Consider the following 19640-nt stretch of genomic DNA (forward strand, 5'->3'; position numbering starts at 1 on the left):
CTCATCGTTTTTCGAGTCTGACGGAAGAACTGCACGCTTTCGGCGGTGTGTGTAACGTGTGACCGTACACCCGAGATGGGAGTGGCTTCACAGGGTATCGAAAGGAACCGGGTTGGGGTAGATTCGAAGTTTGGAATCAGTCATCTCACGTACTCATGAGACACAGATTCGTGTCTTCACGTTCACTTCGTTCACGTGAACCTCACTCGCAAATCGACTCACGGCTTCGCCGTTCGTCTTTCTGCGACACTCCGTGTCGCACATTGCTCGCTGGTTCGAATCTGCCGTCACCACGTTTCAGAGCAGTAGTTCCTCGTGAGACTCCGTTCGCCTTCGCTCACGGAGTCATCACTCGCCGTGTAGTGTTCTGAAAAGTGGGTTGGGGCAGATTCGAACTGCCGACCTGCTCCGTGTGAAGGAGCCGTCATAACCTGGCTAGACCACCAACCCGGCTACGTTTTCCGTACCCCGGCGCGTCAATTAAGACTTACGTTGTGAGCCGATTACGCGGGCGAACTATTGGCCCGCTCGGCCGACGCGACGGCGCACGTCTCCGGCGACTTTCCGACCACGAGTGGCCGCCTGTCGGGCACCGTGTTCGACTCGTTCACGCCGTGTCTGTGGCATCTCTTCCGGTTCTTCGGGCTCTTGGCCGATAGCACGCATCAGGCGGTGACGAAGGGGTGCAGTCTCTTCTTTAAGGCCCGCGTAAAGGTGGTCGAACCCACGTCCGAAGTAGTATCGAGCGTCACTGAAGTGTCGGTTCATACCTCAAATACTCTGGCGAATAAGAAAACGGTTGTGTTATTCGGTACCAAGTAACATGAATTTGCGAATAACCGACACATTTTAGTAATTCTTAGGTGTGCCTAAAACACGGGTAACCCGACCAGAAGGTGGGTCTCCCGAAACGTCTGTCCTTCCGGGACGGTGTTACCGTGGGCATGGTTCGACCGTCCTGGAACTCCTATTACGCTCGAAAGCAACCGCGCTATCAGTACGTGGGTGCCGACTCGGGCACGCCGTCGCGCTTGTTCACCAGTCGCGCGTAGGTAAACAGCGCATCTGAGAGGCGATTGAGGTACGCGACTACCTGCTCGTTGATTGGTTCTTCTGTGGCGAGCGCGACGACGCGGCGCTCTGCTCGGCGCGAGACCGCCCGTGCGTGGTGAATCTTCGCTCCGCTCTCGCTCCCGCCCGGGAGGATAAACGACCGAAGTGGGTCGAGTTCGTCGTCGGCCTCGTCGATCCACGCTTCGAGTTGCTCGACGTGTTCGGCGCGAATCTGCGGGTCGTCGTCGTCCGGGTCGGGATTTGCGAGGTCGGCTTGGATGACGTGCAGGTGATTCTGCATCGACTCCAGTCGCTCGTCTACGTCGTCGTAGCCCGTCGGGCGAATCGTCCCGATGAGGGCGTTCACCTCATCGACCGTGCCGTACGCCTCGATTCGCTGACTCGTCTTCGACACGCGCGTCATATCGCGAAGGTCGGTCAGTCCTTCGTCACCGCGTCCGGTGTAGACCTTCATCGTGCGAGCGTCTGGTCGATATACTGGAGAATATTCGCACTCTCAGCCATCGTCACGCCGTGGTCCTCGTCGATAAGTACGGGAACACCGCGTTGGCCACTCACTCTCTTCACCTCGTCACGCTTCGAGTGGAGGGCTTCGGTCCACTCTGTCTCGTACTCGATGTCGTTCGCTTCGAGTGCGTCGTGAACCTTCACACAGAACGGGCAGCCATCCAGCGCGTACAGGATAATTCCCATACCCGTCGTTTGGAGTCCGTCGCCAAAGAGATTTGCACGGTGTTGGACGAGTCTGTGAGATTCGACACTGCAATCGGCACACTATTCGTCCGCCGACCAAACCGCTTGCCTGTCAAATTTAGACTAGTCTAATTCATGGTTTAGAACATAACTTCTAAATATTTTCCCAGCGCTGTTTTCACTACGAATGAATACGAAACTCGGAACTGAGTCGTCACGTCTCTCTCGAAGACGTGCCCTTGCCGCCGGTGCAGGCCTCCTCGCATCTGGTCTCGCTGGCTGTCTCGGCAGTGCATCCGGCGGGAACGGTGGCGAAACGGACGCTGAATCTACCTCGAACTCGACCGAAGACGGTCCCGTCGTCGTCGCTTCTTTCTTTAGCTTCTACGACTTCGCCCGCAAGGTTGCCGCCGACACACCGCTGACGGTCAAGAACCTCATCCCGACGGGGCTTCACGGCCACGGCTGGGAACCGAACGCCAGCATCACGCGCGAAATCATCGAAGCAGACGCGTTCATCCACGTCGGCGAAAAGTTCCAACCGTGGGCCGACCGCGCGATTCAGACGCTGAAAGACGACGAAATCGATACCCAACTCATCAACGTCCGCGAGGACGTCGAACTCGTCGAACTCGCCGCAAGCTTAGACCCCGAAGAAGAGGGCGTCGGCGAAGGACGAGGGCAAGACCCGCACTTTTGGCTCGACCCCCAGCGCGCCAAGCAGTCGGTCGATAACATCACCGAGGGCTTCGTCGAACTCGCTCCCGAACACGAAGACGCCTTCCGCGAGAACGCCGAGACCTACAAGACCGAAGTTCTCGACCGAATCGACCGCGACTACCAGCAAATCTTCGACAGTGCCGACCGCAACGTCGTCCAACTGGCCGCACACAACGCCTTCCAATATATCGGCGTTCGCTACGGCGTCGAGATGCGCCCGCTCGTCGTCAACCTCGCCGCCAGCGGCGACATCACGCCCTCTGATATCACCGAAGCAAAGCGCGTCATCGAGGAGAACGATATCAGGTACATCGGGGCGGCCGTCTTCGAAACCCGCCGTCCGGCGGAGCAACTCCTCGCCGAGACGAGCGTCGAAGCCTACTACCCTGTCACCCCCTACGCAGGCGTCCGAGAGGACTGGGTCGAGATGGGGTGGGGCTACGAGGAGATTGCGTACAACATCAACATGCCCACCTTCGAGGTCGTCCTCGGGAACAAATCGCCCGACGAAGTCGGCCCCGATGGCTGGGGCGAACAGTGGAGAAACTTCGAATGACCGACCAGCCAATTATCGAACTCTCGGACGTGACGTTCGGATACACCGCGTCGCCCGTGGTTTCCGACATCTCGCTTCGCGTCGACCCCGGAGAGTACCTCGCAATCGTCGGCCCGAACGGGTCGGGGAAATCGACGCTGATGAAACTGCTCCTCGGCCTGCTTCGACCGGATTCCGGCACGGCACGACTGTTCGGCCAGCCATCGCACGCCTTCGACGAGGGTGCGAAAATCGGCTACGTCGCCCAGCACGCCAGCGCCTCGAAGGAGATGCCGATTACCGTCCGCGAAGTCGTCAAGATGGGTCGATTCCCACACGTCGGCTTTGGCCGTCTCTCGAAGGAAGACAACGAAATCGTGGACGAAGCCATCGAAACCGTCGGCATGACCGCGTTCGCAGACCGCCGTGTGACGCAACTCTCTGGGGGCCAGCGCCAGCGTGCCTTCATCGCCCGCGCACTTGCGGGCGAAGCAGACTTGCTCGTCCTCGACGAGCCGACCGTCGGCGTCGACGCCGAGTCGGTCGAAGCCTTCTACGACCTGCTTGGTTCGCTCAACGAGGAAGGAATCACCATCCTCCTCATCGAACACGACCTGCACGCCGTCACCGACCACGCCGACCGAATCGTCTGTCTCAACCGCGAGGTGTACTTCGACGGTCCGACCGACGACTTCGTCGAGAGTAACGCCTTGAGCAGAGCCTTCGGAACGCCCGTCAACCTCGCTGGAGGCGTCCAATGAACGCGCTCTTGTTGCAGAGTGCCTTGGACCCCGTACTCGTACCCCTCTATTGGCTCCTCGCGCTCTGGTCCGAGGTGATGTTCTTCCTCGCCGATTCGACTGGACTCGAACTCCTCCAGTACCAGTTCATGCACCGCGCCATCCTCGTCGGTCTGTGCATCGGTGTGATGGCACCGCTCATCGGGACGTTCCTCGTCCACCGGCAACTCGCGCTCATCGGCGACGCACTCGCCCACACCGCGTTCGCCGGGGTTGCGATTGGGTTGTTCCTCAATGGCGTATTAAACTTCGGCGTCTCACCCTACCTGAGTGCCGTCGTCGTGGCCATCATCGCCGCACTGCTCATCGAACTCATCTCGGAGGCGACCGACGCCTACAACGACGTATCGATGGCAATCGTCCTCTCGACCGGGTTCGCGCTCGGGACGGTCCTCATCAGCATCAACGCAGGCGGTCTCGCGGTCGGTATCAACCAGTACCTCTTCGGCAACCTCTCGACGGTCTCTGCCGAGAACGCCGCCATCTTGCTCGTGCTGTTCGCCATCATCGTCGGTACGGTCGCACTCACGCGCAACCAACTGCTCTACGTCACCTTCGACGAAACCGCCGCGGCCGTCTCCGGCCTCTCAGTCACGTGGTACAACCGTGTGATGGTCATGCTGACCGCGCTCGTCGTCGTCGGTGCGATGCAGATTATGGGCGTGATTCTCGTCGCCGCCATGCTCGTCGTTCCCGTCGCCGCCGCCGCGCAAGTCTCGCGCAGTTTCAACGAGTCACTGCTCGTGTCGGTCGTTCTCGCCGAACTTGCGGTTATCCTCGGTATCGCAACGTCGTACTACGGCGATGCCACCGCGGGCGGTGTGATCGTCCTCGTCGCCGTCGCAATCTACGCCGTCACCGTCATCGTCGGCAAGATTCAGTCGAAGGTGGGGTCGGACGCAGCGCCCGAAATCGGGAGTATCGACGCCGCCGAAACGCGCTCGAACTCCGACTAAGATACGCCGAAAATATTGTTGAAATTCTACTGATAATCGGGCGGATAGAACACTCTCGCCGAATCGAATTTCGCAGACACAGGCTTTCTCCGTGAATTTCTGGTAAATGAAACAAACTGAAGCTAGAGATATTTATATGGTGGTAGCTACCCCCGACCTGTGAGATATCGACTGGCAGTGGTACTGGCCGTTCTCCTCGGGGTGGGCCTGCTGACGAGCGCGGCGCTCACTCCGAACACCACAGCCAACAGTGGCGTCCCGAGCGAGGACCGTCTCGTTCAACCGACCGAAGGGACGTACGTCTGGCCCTACACCAGTCGAGACCATTCGACCGGTGAGCGGACACTCGCAATCACGGTCATCGTTCACGGTGACACCGACCGCACCCGACAGTTACTCACCGAACCCTCGTCGCTCAACTGGACCGCCACCGAAGGCGACGAACCGGTCTTCGATACCTCGCGGTGGCACCCCGCCCACGGCGCGACGCGATACACCTACCTCATGTCCGAGCGCGACGACCGTGGCAAGTGGGTCGATTCCGAGTACCAACTCGCGGATGGGACGTACCTCGGCAACCGAGTCCACCTTCGCGCGTACCCCTCACCCTCCGGAAACTGGACGGCGTTCCAACCCCACACCGAATACTGGGATTGGTATCGCCTTCGGCATACTGTGACCGGTGTCGCGCCCGCCGCGCAGTATCTCGAGAACGACCTTCGACGGCAACCCGTCGTGAGTGACGTCGACCGCGTGTACCACGGTCACCGGGGCGGTGGAAGCGATGGCTGGACGACCGTTGTCGGTCTCGCGCCCGCTGCACTCATCGCCGTCGCAGCACTCCCAGTCGCCAGTCGAACCCAGTGGGACACCGACGATATCGCCTTCCCGCTGTCGCTCGTCGCACTCGCCTTGGGCGTTAGAGTCGTGGGTATCGCCGCCGAAGGCGTGTTCCCCGGCGTCACGCCGAAACTATTCGCCGGACTGCTCTACCCGGTACTCGTCGCAGGGCCGCCACTGGTTGCTCGATATGCCGCCCGCGACATGCCAGCGATTCGGGCAGCAGTACTCGCGTTCCTCGGACTCGGGGCGGCGTTCGTCCTCGACATGAACGCACTCGGTGTCTCGAACGTCTCGGTCGACCTCGTGATTCACCGTGCCGCGCTCGCCAGTTCCCTCGCGGCGTTCGCCTACGGCGTCGCTCTCGACGACGGTAGACAGCGAAGGGCGGCACTCGTCGCGTGGGTGATTACCCTCGCAGCGTCGCTCCTCGGATTCGTCTAACGTCGGGGTCGTCTGTTCTAGAGTTGTAACAGCGGTGTGACCGCCCGATAGATGATTACTTCGTCGTTCTCGTAGGCGCGCTCCCACTTCGGTGACGTGTCGAACGACCGTTCGAGCGACCCGAAGGTCACGGTACTGTGGCCGCGAATCGTGTACTTTCCGCGCGGGACGTACACGTAGTCGGGCGCACCGCCGACGCTGGCCGCAATCTGTTCGACACACGTCGCAGTTTGGCAGGCAGAACTCGTCTCGTAGGCGGTTATCTGCCGCTCGAACGGACCATCCCCTTCCCATTCGACACCCCACGGTCCGATGAGTATCGCCCGGTCTGCTATCAGGGGGAACCACTCGGCGGCGTCGCCGAGGACGACGAACGTCGAACCCGATGGTGTCTCTTGGTTGACCCACTGCATGGCTTCGACACTCGAATCGTCGATGAACGCTGGCGTCAACGGTGCCGACTGGTCTGTGAACTCCGAAGAGACGTAGACGCCGCCGACGGCGATGCCCAAGAGGAGCAGTACCGTTCCGATTGCCCGGCGGTCCATCCGACCGAGGCTGAACGCCTGTAATCGGCTGAATACGCGGGCACGAATCATCAGGTCGTAGAGCGCGGTTGCGATTGCGATACCGGCGACCGTGTAGGCAAACCGGGGTTGTTGAAACAGTACCGTCACGACGACCAGCCAGCCGACGAGTAGGTACTGGCGTCGGACGACCAGATAACCAACCACCGAGAGGATAATCACCCGATACGGTGTCAGAAACGCGACAACTGCGTCGAGTCCGCCACCGATTCCGCCGTGCGTTCCTGCTGCGGCAGTGAACACGTCGAGTCCGTGTGTCCGGACGACCCACCACAGCCACGGGGCCGAAATAGCCAGTCCACCAACGCCGACGAGTGCGCCGCGTCCCAGTCCGAGGAGACTTCTGTCCAAGACGGTCCAAAAGAGGAGGTAGGTGGCGACGACGAACAGCATGTAGGTCGGATGGGACAAGACGGTGAGCCCGAATGCGGCCGCACCGAGTACCATCGCTCGTCTGTTGCCTGTCGTGAAGACGTGATAGCCCGCGTAGATGGCTGTCAGCGCGTAGAGAAACGCGTACGCCCGGACGACGCCACCGGCCGAAATGTGCCACTGCAACACCTGCGGGTGGAGCATCACAAGCGCGGTGGCAATCGCCGCTGTCGGACGTGAATCGGTCATATCGCGCGTCAGGAGATACACCGGAATTTGCGTCGCGATGACGGCAATCGCAGGCAAGAACCGGGCGACTGCGATGGGGCTGAATCCGAGGTCGAAGAGTACTGCGAGGACGTAGAATTGGAACGGCGGATACGCAAATGGAACGCCTTCGACCGTATAGCCCGGAATCCGCTCTGGGAGGAGGTAACCGTTCGCCTGTATCTCCAGTGCAATTTTCGCGTACAACCCGGCCCCGTACCCCGGATACGGCATCACGAAGAGGTAGATGCCCGCCGCGATGAATCCGGGAAGCAGCGCCAACAGTAGCCAGTAGCGGTCAGACGAGGTGAGAGGTGCGGCGTGCGCAAGCGACCGAATCGTCGTCGCCACCGGCGACTGTGCCGAGGTGTCTCGAACGGTCACGATTGCTTCCTCCGCAGACGAATCGGGATTCGAAGGCCGACCGAATAGCCCGTCCACCGGTATTCGAGCGTGACCCACGCCACCAGCGTGGTGAGAAGCACGAACACGGCCAACAGTTCCGTGGTTCCGACCCATCGCGGGAACACGTAGTAGATGGCGTTGACGATGTTCGGTGGAAGTGTCTGGGTCACTTTCGTCTGCACGGATGTATCGAGGTCCGAGAGTCGTTGTGAGGGCAGACCGAGTGCCACCGCGCTCCGTCCGCTCGCACTCTCGTCGCCGGTTTCGAGGCGTTCTGCCTCGTAGGGGAAGCCAATCGTCGCGGACCACACGACGCTGCCGTTCGGCGCAACTTCGAGGACGCGGTCACCGTTCGAATCAGTGATGAGCGTGTTTCCGTTCGGCAGGCGGTCGGCATCGCGTGGCCACCGCATCCGCTCGTCCGTCCACGTCCACGACTGCACCCACGACCCGTTGTCGCGCTGGTACTCGACGACACGCCCGTTCTCAGAGTCAGCGACGAGGACCGCCGGGCCGCCCTGTGATTCGGGAATGAAGTCGGGGTTGTGCTGTTCGTAGAGGATGTCGTAGTCGTCCTCGCTGCCGAGCGTCCACTCTTCCATCAGGCCCTGTTCCATGTCGATAAAGACGACTTGGTCCTGATTTCGAAGACTCACCATCACGACGGGGCGACCGTCGATTTCGATGTACTCCACGTCGTTGAGGTGGGTCCAGTCCGAGGGGAACGGCCCGCCGGTCTCGTCCACGTCGTAGTCGGTCTGGGCGTCCCATTCCCACTCGATAATCTCGCTCGTGGTGTTGACGACGAACACTCGGTCTTGGTAGATGTCGGCGACGAGGAGGTGTTCCTCGTCGATGCGGTCCACGTCGTGCCAGCGCGTGGAGTGCTTGCCGGGAGTGATGCGACTGTAAATGTGGGTTCGCTCGCCGGTCATCAAATCGACGCGTTCGATGCCGTTTCGGGTACAGTCGGTCTCGCCACCGCACTGACTGGCATCGAGGTGGTCGGCGTAGACGAACTCGATTGTCGAGGTGGTGCCTTCGACGGGGTCGACGTCCCAGTAGCGGGTGTGGTCGTTCTGGTAGTAGAAGATACTCCCGTCGGGTGCGAACGCGACGAGTTCGGCCAACGCGCGGGCACCGTCGCTCTCGTCGCCGATGTAGGCGTTCGAGTCGGTACCGACGACGGTGATTCCGTTGCGTTCGTCGACGACTGGGCTTCTGTCTCCTGTCCGGAATGCTTGCTCGACGCTCGGGTCACCAGTCACCTGTTGACTCGAACGCTCAGCTTCGACGTATCCGACGGCGAGAGTTGTGGCCGAAAGTAGGATGAGCGCCACGAGGAACACTCGGACCGTCCAGCGGGGAACGACCATTTACTGTTCTTCATTCATCACTTGAGCTATTAACTCTGAAGGAACATTTTAATAACAGAGAAAGTCAGCTAGTTTGGGGAGTTTCACTCGCACTGGAGCGACGAGTCTGGTGGTGCTAACCGATAGCCGAGAAGCACAACCGGAAGCGATGCGATGCCGACGACGGCGACGACACCCGTTGCAGTGTTTCCCGCTGTGAGCCACGTTCCGAGCAGGCAGGCGAGTGTCGGAACCGCCGCCACGAACACTCTGCGACGGACTGCCATTCCGACCCACAACGCGGTCGTCGTCGCCGCGTATGCGAATCCGGCAACGAGGCCAGTGGCTGGGGCGGTGACGAATGCGACGACTACGCCGACGAGCGCAGCAGGAAGTGCCCCAAGTACTGAGCGCGTTGTGAGTGAGTGAGCTGCCAGTCGTCGATTGAGCCGTACCGCGGCCCACACTGTGAGGACGTAGCCGAGTGGAATCGCCAAGAGCGTCAGCGGGAAGATTCGTGGTTCCATCGTGGTCACTCGTCTCGTTCACACGCACTGGGATTGCTCGTCTTCCAAATCGACACCTCACCCGGAGTTCGTCCGTCGATGTCGCCGATGTGAATCGAGAAGCCGAGACAGTCGGTTTCGTATTCGGTGAGGTCGAATCGCTCCCACTCGGGTTTCGGTTGGTCGTCGCGGCGGACGACGAGTTCGTCTATCGACTCTGTCGGGTAGCCGTCGAATGTCGCTCCACCGGGACTGTGGTCCGTTGCTGGGCTGACTGGTTCGGAGGCCCAGTACACGGCATCGCCCGCACGGAAGAGAAGCACGTGAAGCGTGTACGACGTCGAATCGAAGTTCACGACGTCGAGTTCGCCGAGGGTTGGATGCGGTGGTTCTTCTGCGCTTGAACACCCAGCAACGCCACCCATCAGTGCCACACCGCCGACTTGGAGGAAATGCCGACGTGTCAACGATTCCATTAATCGTGGCTCTCTGAGATGGTGTAAATCTCTTCTGGGGCCTCGTTGCGTGTCAGCGCCGCGTTTGCACCCAAACCCGACATTCTATATCGCACTATGTGGTTTATTTGCTCTTCAAAACCCCAGCCACGAACCAATATCTTCAACAACAACCACCACGGATTCGCTGCTATGAGCGACCTCGAAATCGAACGCGAGTGCCCAGTGTGCGGCAACGACACGTTCTACCTCGCCGCGAGCATGCAGGTTCACCTCGGCACGAAAACCAAGTGGCACTGCACGGAATGCGACTACGGTTACATCCACATCACGGACGACGTAGAAACCTACGCCGAAGCCTAAGAAAGGAAAATTTTTCGTTCTATTCGTCGTCGCCGAGCGCCTGCCACGAGAGTCGTGGGTTGCGTGCGGCCGACACCTGGTCGATGCGGCGCGCACTCGTCTTCGACGGTGCAGACTCTATCTCTTCGTCTGAGTCGGCGTAGGCCTCGTTGAAGGCGTGTGCGAGGTCGTCGAGCGAGGCTTTGTCTTCGACTTCTGTTGGCTCGGTGAGCATCGCTTCCGAGACCATCTCGGGCCACTTCGTCGTCGGCGGGTGAACGCCGTAGTCGAGCATGCGTTTTGCCACGTCTGCGGCGTCGCGGTCGCCCGCGGTCGCCGCGAACTCGTGGTGGAACGGCCCGTACGGAACCTCCAAGTCAACCTGCGAGGCGAGGTAGTTGGCGTTCAACACTGCTTTTGCACTCGCGTCTGCGAGGCCTTCGTCGCCGAGTCGGGCGATGTAGGCGTAGGCTTTGACCAACACCAGCCAGTTGCCGGCGAAGCCGTGGACCTTGCCAATCGACGATTCGGGGTCGTAGAGTTCGTAGCCCGCATCGCTCTCGCGGACCATCGGACTCGGGAGGAACTCTGCTAACTCTTCGACTACACCGACTGGGCCAGCACCGGGGCCACCGCCGCCGTGCGGGGTGGCGAACGTCTTGTGGACGTTGTAGTGCATGATGTCGAAGCCCATGTCGCCGGGGCGAGCGCGGCCAAGGAGTGCGTTGAGGTTCGCGCCGTCGTAGTAGAGCAGACCGCCTGCGTCGTGGACCATCTCGGCGATTTCGACGATATCACGCTCGAACAACCCGATGGTGTTCGGGTTCGTGAGCATGAGCGCCGCCGTCTCCTCGGAGATGGCGGCTTCGAGCGCCTCCATATCGACGCGGCCATCCTCGTCAGAGGGGAGTTCGACCACGTCGTAGCCCGCCATCGCGGCCGAGGCGAAGTTCGTCCCGTGGGCCGACGCGGGAATGATGATTTCCGAGCGGTCGTCGTCACGCGATTCGTGGTACGCTTTGGCGACGAGAATCCCTGCAAATTCACCTGCTGCGCCTGCTGGCGGTTGGAGCGTGACAGCGTCCATGCCGCCGATGTCGGCGAGGTAGTTTTGCAGGCCGTAGAGCAGTTCGAGCGACCCCTGTACGGTGCTTCCAGCACGGTCCGGGTGAACCGCGGCGTTCGGGTCGGCCGCGACATCCTCGGTAAACGAGGGGTTGTACTTCATCGTACACGACCCGAGCGGGTAGGGTCCCGTCTCGACGCTGTAGTTCATCTGCGAGAGTCGCGTGTAGTGCCGAGCGAGCTGTGGCTCAGAGAGCCCCGGAAGCGTGAGTTCGTCACGCGTCAGGTCGTCGGGGAGGACACCCTCGGAATCGACTTCGACGGTGGTGCTGTCCTTTTCGGACAGGAGCGGTTCGTACACGTCGTCTCGGCTGTATCGCGCTTGGTCGAAATCCATCTTAGGCCACCTCCTCGAAGGCCGCGACGAGGTCGTCCACGGCGTTGGCGTTCACGTCCGATACACACACCTGTACGTGGTGGTCGTCGAGCAGGTGGACCGCAAAGCCACGGTCTGCCAAGTCTTCGACGATTGCGGGTGCAGGCTGGTCGGTGTGGGCGACGAACTCGCGGAAGTGGTGTCGGCCGTAGACCGGCGCCTGAATCCCCGAGATGTCGTCTAATCGCTGTGCAAGGTCGCGGGCGTCGGTGACGGCGCTCGTCGCGAGCTTCACGAGGCGGTCCGGGCCGAGCCACGCCATGTGCATCGCCGTTCGAAGGGCGACCCACGCCTGATTCGTACAGATGTTCGAGGTCGCACGCTCCTTACGGATGTGCTGTTCGCGCGTCTGCAAGGTGAGCGTAAAGGCTCGCATGTCGGCTGCATCTTCCGAAACGCCGACGAGACGGCCCGGAACCTGCCGCAGGAACTTCTCGCGGGTGGCGAAGATGCCGAGGCCCATGCCGTATGCCGTTCCGAGGCCGAGTGCGCCTGCTTCGCCGACAACGACGTCCGCGCCGACACTCGCTGGTTCTTCGAGCAGTGCGAGTGCGACGACGTCGCTGCCGAGACAGAACAGCGCCTCGTTCTCGTGGGCGATGTCGCCGATTTGGGTGAGATTCTCCTCGATGACGCCGCGAACGGTCGGGCTTTCGGCGTAGACCATCACCGTCTCGTCGTCCACGAGGTCGGCGAGGGCGTCGATATCGACCGCGCCGTCGTCCATCGGGTACTCGCCGATTTCCATCGCTGCGCCGTCGAGGTAGTTCTCGAGGACACCGAGTCGGCCTTCGTGGATGTGCTCTGGGACGAGCACGCGATGGCCGCTCGCACCGCGTCGCAGGCGGTTTGCGAGGAGTGCGGCCTCTGCGAGTGCCGTCGCCGCGTCGTACATCGAACAGTTCGCAACCGGCAGGCCCGTGAGTTCGACCAGCATCGACTGGTACTCGAAGAGGACTTGCAGGAATCCCTGCGTGATTTCGGGTTGGTACTGCGTGTAGGAGGTCAAGAACTCCGAGCGACGCGAGAGGTCAGAGACGAGCGAGGGCACGTAGTGTGCGTGATGGCCGCGTCCAAGGAACTCCACGAGGTCGTCGTTCTTCGCAAAGAGGTCTGCAATCGACTGCCGGAGTTCCTGCTCGTCGGTCGGTTCGATGCCAAATTCACCGTCGAAGCGAACGTCCTCGGGGATGTCGAACAGGTCTTCAGCACTCTCGGCCCCGATTGCATCGAGCATCGCGGCCTCGTCGGCGTCGGTGTGGGGTGCGTACGGGCTTCCGACCCGCCGTCCGTTTCCTGCGGTCATCTTACTCCGTCTGCTCGCGGTACTCTTCCGGAGAGAGGAGTCCGTCGAGTTCGTCGGAATTCGACAGGTCGATTTCGAGCATCCATCCGTCGCCGAATGGGTCGTCGTTGACGAGTTCGGGTGCGTCGAACAGGTCTTCGTTGACGGCCGAAACGGTGCCCGACACGGGCGAGTAGAGGTCGGAGACGGCTTTGATACTCTCGACGACGCCGAACTCCTCGCCAGCGTCTACTTCGTCGCCCTCGGCGGGGAGTTCGACGAAGACGACATCGCCCAGTTCGTCCTGTGCGAAGTCGGTGATACCGATGCGAACGGTGTCGCCGTCGGTGGTGGTCCATTCGTGCGATTCGAGGTACTTGCGGTCGTCTGGAACTTCGAACATTATTGGTCAATAAAGGGTGGTGTGACTATCTGTGCGCGCTTTTCGCGGCCACGAACGAGGATTGTGACGGTCGTGTCACTGTCTGCGTACTCGACGGGGACGTAACCGAGGCCGATGGGTTCCGAGAGCGTCGGACTCATCGTCCCGCTAGTTACGACGCCGATAACGTCGCCGTTCTCATTTGCGATGTCGTAGCCGTGTCGGGGGATTCCCCGGTCGAGAAGGGTGAAGCCGACGAATTTCTCGGCGAGCCCTTCTTCTTTCTGTCGTTCGAGGGCGTCGCGGCCCACGAATTCGGTGTCTAACTTCACGACGAAGCCGATTCCGGCCTCGTACGGGGTTCGAGGCTGCTCTTCGGGGTCGAAATCCTCGCCGGAGAGCAGATATCCCATCTCTAATCTGAGGGTGTCGCGACAGCCGAGTCCACAGGGGGTCGCATCGAGCGACTCCCACACGGTTTCGGCGTCGTCCCACGGACAGAGGATTTCGAACCCATCCTCGCCCGTGTATCCCGTTCGAGCGACCCAGCACTCGATTCCAGCCACGTCAGCGAACGTCGCTTGGAACTTCGAGAGGTCGCCGAGGTCCGCGTCGGTCGTCTCCGAAACGGTTTCGAGTGCGTCCGGCCCCTGAACGGCGAACATCGCCCATTCTTCGGTGACGTCTTCGACAGTCGCGTCGAGACCCCACTGGTCGCGGAACGAGGTCCACCGGTCGTACATCTCTTCGTCGTGACCCGCGTTCGGGATAAAGAGATAGACAGGGTGTTCTCGGTCGGGAAGTCGGTAGACGACGGTGTCATCGATGATGATTCCCTCGTCGGTGGTGATCGCAGCGTACTGCGAGTCACCGGGTTCGAGGGCCGTCACATCGTTCGTCGTCAGGCGTTGCATCAACGCGGTTGCGTCCGGGCCGGACACCTCGATTTCGCTCATGTGCGAAACGTCGAAGATGCCGACCTCTTCGCGGACGGCCGCGTGTTCTGCCTTGATGGAGTCGTACTCCACCGGCATGTCCCATCCGCCGAACGCCGTGGACTTCGCGCCCAGCGAGTCGTGGACGGAATGTAACGGCGGCTTGCGAAGGCCCATACCTGCACTGTGAACTGCGGTAAGTAATGCTTTGGTATCTGTTCTCTGTGGATGTACACATCCGTGAGTAAATTTGGGTTTTTGAGGCTGAAAAAAGACATACATGAGTAACAGATTGGCAGTTTATGCGAACTGGTGGGTTTGTGGCGTGTTTACTCGATAAACTTTCTGCCGCGATATGAATTGTTGGTGCTAAAGATGGCAATGTCACTCTCAATCGCCTGAATGGCAACGGTTCGCAGTACACTGTCAGAAGCCAATTGCAGGCAAGAGACGTGTTTCATCATGATGGCATTCATGAGATTTCGCGGTAGTGATTGCAGGGACAGCAACGATACTCACGATAGGGTTGTTGCGTCGGTCATCCCTCTCTTGGAGTTAGTCGGTCACGGAGTCGGTGATAAAGACTCGAAGTCGCGGTCGCGGGCTATCGCACGAAAAATGTGGTCTGAAAGCTGCGTGTGTCAGTAGGGGCTTACTGGCACGCGAGTTGTTCACCTGCTTGTTCTGCGGCGGACTCTGCGGCGTCTTTGGCTAAGTTTGCGTGGCACTCGCCAGTTTGGACCATCGCTCCACCACACGTGTATGCTGTGGCTGAGTAGGTGATTGGCTCTGCTGGAACCATGAGTCCTGCTGTGGAGTCTACGAATGCCACACCACCTGAGCCAGCGCAGCCGACCCACCAGCCTGCCGCTTCAACGCATTGGAGCGTCGTGGTGAAACTGGCTTTCGGGGGTTCGAGGGGTTCGTCTGCTTCGCAGACACCGGTTTCCTCTGATGAGTATTGTTCTCCGTTCATTGCAGAAGACTGGCTACTCGAGCTTGAGTAGTCGCGTTCTTCGGGGCATCCTTTGGTTGGTCCTGGGATGTCCGCTTCGTCACACTGCTCATCGTTATTGTAGTCGTCGTAGGCCCCAACTACTCCTACAGGTGCGATGAGACTGACCAGTATCGTGATCGTCAACACTGTTCGGGACAGTGGTTTGGCTGTTGGGGCCATACGTTAGACTCTCAGGATTTCCTGAATAAACTAATCCTAATATATACTAGTACGACTAGAATTTAGGCTCGAAAATTCACTATGTCGGGGTTGGTATCGACTTTCTTGAGGAATACCCGCTGGCCGCTCCAGGTGTCGGCTCGGTCGGTTTTTTCTACTACTGACCGGGGGTGCGCGCGTGAAACAGTACTCCGATTAGTCGGTGACGAGCGCGGACGAGACGGCGTCTCGAAGAGCAGTTCCGGTTCGTTTCGCGTGCGCGGCAGTCGCCGAGAGGATGCTCGTCCGATAGCGTAGACGCGACCCATCACTCCCGTCGGGTAGGGTTGCTGGCGAGACGCTCCCGACGAGAATCCCCGAATTCGTCCGAAATTCGAACCCGTCGTCAGCCTTCGACGATTGGATGCCTTCGACCCGCTTTCGAATCCTATCACGGACTTCTGTCGGCGAAAGAGAGACGAGGACTGACTCGTAGCGCATTACAGAGATTACGCCCCGAACCCAGAAAGAGGCTCTCCCGTCGCTGGTTCGTCGCGGCCGGGGATAGCTTTATTACCCATGCTCTCGAAATAGTTACTATGATAGTTGTGAAAACTCCCGGCCGCGACACTGAAGCTCGTTCCTCGTCCGTTCGCCGCACGGCGACCTTTGCAGAGATGCAAGCCGCGATGCGGACGCTCTAATTGCCTTTGATGACCTCCTCGACTGTCTTCTATTCCGTTTCTCAGTAGCCGGTTTTACGCTCGCCTCGAAGCCAGCGGACTGCGGTGGTATCCATTCAGACACTACACTTTTACTGACATACTAATTCTCCTGAATTCGTGCTTTTTGAGGTCTGTGTCTCGCAAAAAAGGATATACGCTTGCGTGTCATATCCTACCAAACTGGGCGAACATCGCCCTGATACCCTATGGCAGACAAACCACACCAGAATCTCGCTATTATCGGACACGTCGACCACGGGAAATCGACACTCGTTGGCCGATTACTGTTCGAGACAGGGAGTGTACCGGAACACATCATCGAACAGCACCGTGAAGAGGCTGCGTCCAAGGGCAAATCGGGCTTCGAGTTCGCATACGTCATGGACAACCTCGCCGAAGAACGTGAGCGTGGGGTGACCATCGACATCGCCCACCAGCGGTTCGACACGGACAAGTACTACTTCACTATCGTGGACACCCCCGGTCACCGCGACTTCGTGAAGAACATGATTACGGGTGCCTCGCAGGCCGACCACGCGATTCTCGTCGTCGCCGCCGACGACGGTGTCGCCCCGCAGACCCGCGAACACGTCTTCCTCGCCCGTACGCTCGGCATCGAGACGCTCATCATCGCCGTCAACAAGATGGACGTCGTCGATTACAGCGAAGACACCTACAAGCAAGTCAAAGAAGAAGTCCAGCAACTCCTCGGACAGGTGCGCTTCGACAGCGACGATGCGCGCTTTATCCCCATCTCGGCGTTCGAGGGGGACAACATCTCCGAACACTCCGACAACATGTCGTGGTTCGACGGCCCGACAGTACTCGAGGCGCTCAACAACCTGCCTGAACCGTCGCCGCCGACAGACGCCCCGCTTCGAATTCCGATTCAGGACGTCTACACTATCTCCGGTATCGGAACAGTTCCGGTCGGACGCGTCGAAACTGGCATCGTGAAGAAAGGCGACAACGTCGTCTTCATGCCCTCCGACGCTGGCGGTGAAGTCAAGACCATCGAGATGCACCACGAGGAAGTCGGTGAGGCAGGCCCCGGCGACAACATCGGCTTCAACGTCCGCGGCGTCGGTAAGGACGACATCCGCCGCGGCGACGTGTGCGGCCCCGCCGACGACCCGCCATCTGTTGCAAAGACGTTCAAGGCGCAAATCGTCGTCATGCAGCACCCGTCGGTCATCACCGCGGGCTACACGCCGGTCATCCACGCGCACACCTCGCAAGTCGCGTGTACGTTCGAATCTATCGACCAGAAACTCGACCCCTCGTCGGGTGAGGTCGCAGAAGAGAACCCAGACTTCATCAAAGCCGGTGACGCCGCTATCGTCACATTGCGCCCACAGAAACCGCTCAGCATCGAGCCATCCTCGGAGATTGCCGAGTTGGGTAGCTTCGCAATCCGCGATATGGGTCAGACTATCGCGGCAGGTAAAGTCCTCGAAGTCTACGAATAAGGCTTCTAAAACCGATTTTTATCGAATCTGCACCGGAGCGTCGCTGTCCGCCCCCGGATAGAGTCCGGTCACGTGCCACACGTTCGCCCGGACGCCTGCACGCTCCATCTCCAAGCGGACGCGGTCGGTGGTCCGACACTCTTCTAAGAACGTCCGAAGTGCCGGGTTTTCGTACGACGTTACGTGGTACGTCGAACCGTTTTCACCACGGAGTGTCGCGGCCCCGTGGTCGTTCACCTCGCTTACGACGGTGTACGTTTCTGGTTCTGCTGTTGCTGTTTGGTGGGACACACAACTATGTGGGAAGCTAACAGTGATAAACCCAAGGTTGAGTTACAAAAACACGAATAAATTAAAGAATAATCCGAAACGGGTGAGATAAAGACAGTTTAGCTAGTTGATTTTATTGACGAATCGACGCTAGACAGATGCCACATCCTGGAGCGGTCGGTGGACATCGATGTAGTAATTTCTGAGTACGTCTCGCCCGATTCGAACCGGTGCATCCGCTTCGGTGTCGTCGTCGAGCGTCGCGGTGACTGTGTGGCGAAGGCCGCCGAGTTCGACGACAATCGCAACTCGTGGGGCAACATCCTCGCCTGCGACGAGTGCCGGTGGCTCAGCCCCGATTTCGACCGCAACCTCGGGGTCGATACTCGTCGTTTTGCTCCCGGTGTCGAGGTGGGCGAGAACGGTCTTTGAGTCACTCGCACCGGTGACGACGACCCGCTCGGTGTAGCCCACGACCGGTGTTTTATCGCCTTTGAGCTTCGAAGGGGCGTCCTCCGGGGGCCGCCCATCGAGGACGTATTGGAGTCGTTCGACGAGTGATTCGTCCACGAAACCACCGACTCGCTCGATGGCTAACTTTGCGATGTAGACCGCAGGAGACCGGCCTGTTGCCCGGTACAGTCCACGGAATCCCGCGGTCGGATTGACCTCGAGAACCACCCACCCATCGTCGCCTTCGATGAGGTCGACGCCAGCGTAGTCGAGTCCGAGCGCCCGAGTCGCACCCAGTGCGGCGTCTGCGGCCTCCGGTGTCAGGTCGTCCGTTGCGTCTTCGACGTCGCCACCGAGTGCGACGTTCGTTCGCCAGTCACCTTCGGGTGCATAGCGGTACATCGCACCGATGATTTCGTCGCCGACGACATAGACGCGCAGGTCACGATGTCGTTTTTCGATTTCGAGATACGACTGGAGGAACGTCCGTTTGTCATCGACGATTCCCGAGAGTTGTCGGTCGTCGTCGATGAGCCACGTCCCCCCACCGTTCGTCCCCACAGCGGTCTTGTAGACGACTGGATGACCGAACTCAGGGCGAGTCTCGTTGAGTTTGGCTTCACTCGTCGAGAGGTACGCACGTGGGACGGGAACGCCTTCGGCGGCGAGACTGGCCGCAGTCGCCTGTTTGTGGACTGCAAAGAGGACGTTCCGAGGGTCGTTGAGAACCGGGCGAACGGCGGCGTAGCAACTCGCAATCGAGAGGTCTTCGAGCGGCATCCGCGACTTCGAGAGGAGAAGTCGATTGACGACGACGTCCACGTCGGGTTCGAGCATCACGCCATCCGGTGAGACGTCGATACCGACGACGTCCTCGTGAAGCCATATGGGAGTGTGGCCCAACTCGCGGATGGCGTTACTGATTGCCTTCGTCTCTCGGCTGTCGTGAAACCCGAGGATTCCGACCGTCACGTCTGTCTTCTCCCCGTCCATGGTAGTAGTACGTCAGCAGACGCTATCAGTTCGTCGTGGTCTCAAAAAACCCGAGAGTCAGGCGCGCGTACTGGTTCTCGGTCGTGTATCGCTCGTTGGTTGATTGCTGTTTCTCGGTCG

21 protein-coding genes and 1 tRNA gene are annotated in these 19640 nt (G+C 59.9%); 6 read left to right on the forward strand and 16 right to left on the reverse strand.

The features are described 5' to 3' along the window. Positions 1–375: 375 nt before the first annotated feature. From ACK509_RS11790 to ACK509_RS11805, 4 genes are all read right to left on the reverse strand, one after another. Positions 376–450: transfer RNA gene (locus ACK509_RS11790), tRNA-Val, on the reverse strand. Positions 451–516: 66 nt separating this feature from the next. After that, the gene (locus tag ACK509_RS11795; protein ID WP_410766734.1) at positions 517–768 is read right to left on the reverse strand and encodes a hypothetical protein; all 252 of its coding nucleotides are present in this window, start codon (positions 766–768) and stop codon (positions 517–519) included. 226 nt (positions 769–994) lie between these two features. Continuing rightward, positions 995–1528, reverse strand: coding sequence for a cob(I)yrinic acid a,c-diamide adenosyltransferase (locus ACK509_RS11800; protein ID WP_410766735.1), 534 nt, complete (start codon positions 1526–1528; stop codon positions 995–997). Next, positions 1525–1767 (reverse strand): glutaredoxin family protein, encoded by a 243-nt coding sequence (locus tag ACK509_RS11805; protein ID WP_410766736.1) that lies wholly within the window; start codon positions 1765–1767, stop codon positions 1525–1527. Before ACK509_RS11805 ends, ACK509_RS11800 begins: the two co-directional genes overlap by 4 nt. 187 nt (positions 1768–1954) lie before the next feature. Here ACK509_RS11805 and ACK509_RS11810 point away from each other — a divergent pair, with 187 nt between their 5' ends. The 4 genes from ACK509_RS11810 (at position 1955) to ACK509_RS11825 (ending at position 6062) form a co-directional block, all read left to right on the forward strand. Then, a complete protein-coding gene (locus ACK509_RS11810; RefSeq protein ID WP_410766737.1) occupies positions 1955–3043 on the forward strand; it encodes a metal ABC transporter substrate-binding protein in 1089 nt (362 codons plus the stop codon). Then, positions 3040–3783: a metal ABC transporter ATP-binding protein gene (locus tag ACK509_RS11815; RefSeq protein WP_410766738.1), complete on the forward strand. Its 744-nt coding sequence runs from the start codon at positions 3040–3042 to the stop codon at positions 3781–3783. Before ACK509_RS11810 ends, ACK509_RS11815 begins: the two co-directional genes overlap by 4 nt. Next, a complete protein-coding gene (locus ACK509_RS11820) occupies positions 3780–4778 on the forward strand; it encodes a metal ABC transporter permease (protein ID WP_410766739.1) in 999 nt (332 codons plus the stop codon). The genes ACK509_RS11815 and ACK509_RS11820 overlap by 4 nt, the downstream gene beginning before the upstream one ends. 159 nt (positions 4779–4937) lie before the next feature. After that, positions 4938–6062: a hypothetical protein gene (locus tag ACK509_RS11825; protein ID WP_410766740.1), complete on the forward strand. Its 1125-nt coding sequence runs from the start codon at positions 4938–4940 to the stop codon at positions 6060–6062. A gap of 17 nt (positions 6063–6079) precedes the next feature. Here ACK509_RS11825 and ACK509_RS11830 read toward each other — a convergent pair whose 3' ends face one another. The 4 genes from ACK509_RS11830 to ACK509_RS11845 all read right to left on the reverse strand — a co-directional run bounded on the left by ACK509_RS11830 (position 6080) and on the right by ACK509_RS11845 (position 10030). Further along, entirely contained in the window at positions 6080–7672 is a 1593-nt protein-coding gene (locus ACK509_RS11830) for an ArnT family glycosyltransferase (protein WP_410766741.1), read from the reverse strand. After that, positions 7669–9069 (reverse strand): aryl-sulfate sulfotransferase, encoded by a 1401-nt coding sequence (locus tag ACK509_RS11835; protein WP_410766742.1) that lies wholly within the window; start codon positions 9067–9069, stop codon positions 7669–7671. The genes ACK509_RS11830 and ACK509_RS11835 overlap by 4 nt, the downstream gene beginning before the upstream one ends. Positions 9070–9152: 83 nt before the next feature. Next, on the reverse strand, positions 9153–9575 hold the full coding sequence (locus ACK509_RS11840) for a hypothetical protein (RefSeq protein WP_410766743.1): 423 nt from the start codon (positions 9573–9575) through the stop codon (positions 9153–9155). A 5-nt stretch (positions 9576–9580) separates the two neighbouring features. After that, positions 9581–10030: a hypothetical protein gene (locus ACK509_RS11845; protein WP_410766744.1), complete on the reverse strand. Its 450-nt coding sequence runs from the start codon at positions 10028–10030 to the stop codon at positions 9581–9583. A 171-nt stretch (positions 10031–10201) separates the two neighbouring features. On the opposite strand from ACK509_RS11845, the gene ACK509_RS11850 reads away from it, so the two are divergent. Next, positions 10202–10372 (forward strand): hypothetical protein, encoded by a 171-nt coding sequence (locus tag ACK509_RS11850; RefSeq protein WP_410766745.1) that lies wholly within the window; start codon positions 10202–10204, stop codon positions 10370–10372. Between the two features lie 19 nt (positions 10373–10391). Here the strand turns inward: ACK509_RS11850 and gcvPB are convergent, their stop codons facing one another. From gcvPB to ACK509_RS11880, 6 genes are all read right to left on the reverse strand, one after another. Next, positions 10392–11813, reverse strand: a complete 1422-nt coding sequence (gcvPB, locus tag ACK509_RS11855; RefSeq protein WP_410766746.1) for an aminomethyl-transferring glycine dehydrogenase subunit GcvPB — start codon at positions 11811–11813, stop codon at positions 10392–10394. A gap of 1 nt (position 11814) precedes the next feature. Beyond that, the gene (gcvPA, locus tag ACK509_RS11860; protein WP_410766747.1) at positions 11815–13158 is read right to left on the reverse strand and encodes an aminomethyl-transferring glycine dehydrogenase subunit GcvPA; all 1344 of its coding nucleotides are present in this window, start codon (positions 13156–13158) and stop codon (positions 11815–11817) included. A gap of 1 nt (position 13159) precedes the next feature. Beyond that, the gene (gene gcvH / locus ACK509_RS11865; protein WP_410766748.1) at positions 13160–13540 is read right to left on the reverse strand and encodes a glycine cleavage system protein GcvH; all 381 of its coding nucleotides are present in this window, start codon (positions 13538–13540) and stop codon (positions 13160–13162) included. Continuing rightward, positions 13540–14631, reverse strand: coding sequence for a glycine cleavage system aminomethyltransferase GcvT (gcvT, locus tag ACK509_RS11870; protein WP_410766749.1), 1092 nt, complete (start codon positions 14629–14631; stop codon positions 13540–13542). The genes gcvH and gcvT overlap by 1 nt, the downstream gene beginning before the upstream one ends. 475 nt (positions 14632–15106) lie before the next feature. Further along, positions 15107–15430, reverse strand: a complete 324-nt coding sequence (locus ACK509_RS11875) for a hypothetical protein (RefSeq protein WP_410766750.1) — start codon at positions 15428–15430, stop codon at positions 15107–15109. A 396-nt stretch (positions 15431–15826) separates the two neighbouring features. Beyond that, complete coding sequence (locus ACK509_RS11880; RefSeq protein ID WP_410766751.1) at positions 15827–16111, reverse strand: hypothetical protein; 285 nt, start codon at positions 16109–16111, stop codon at positions 15827–15829. A 430-nt stretch (positions 16112–16541) separates the two neighbouring features. Here ACK509_RS11880 and tuf point away from each other — a divergent pair, with 430 nt between their 5' ends. Beyond that, complete coding sequence (gene tuf / locus ACK509_RS11885; RefSeq protein WP_410766752.1) at positions 16542–17804, forward strand: translation elongation factor EF-1 subunit alpha; 1263 nt, start codon at positions 16542–16544, stop codon at positions 17802–17804. 18 nt (positions 17805–17822) lie between these two features. On the opposite strand, the gene ACK509_RS11890 is transcribed toward tuf, so the two are convergent. Both ACK509_RS11890 and ACK509_RS11895 read right to left on the reverse strand, forming a co-directional pair. Then, positions 17823–18095, reverse strand: coding sequence for a hypothetical protein (locus ACK509_RS11890; protein WP_410766753.1), 273 nt, complete (start codon positions 18093–18095; stop codon positions 17823–17825). A 129-nt stretch (positions 18096–18224) separates the two neighbouring features. After that, positions 18225–19520 carry a RimK family alpha-L-glutamate ligase gene (locus ACK509_RS11895; RefSeq protein WP_410766754.1) on the reverse strand — a complete coding sequence of 432 codons (1296 nt, stop codon included), beginning with the start codon at positions 19518–19520 and terminating at the stop codon, positions 18225–18227. Positions 19521–19640 lie beyond the last annotated feature (120 nt).

It is taken from the genome of Haloferax sp. DFSO60 (assembly GCF_046557615.1).
Taxonomy (GTDB): Archaea; Halobacteriota; Halobacteria; order Halobacteriales; family Haloferacaceae; genus Haloferax.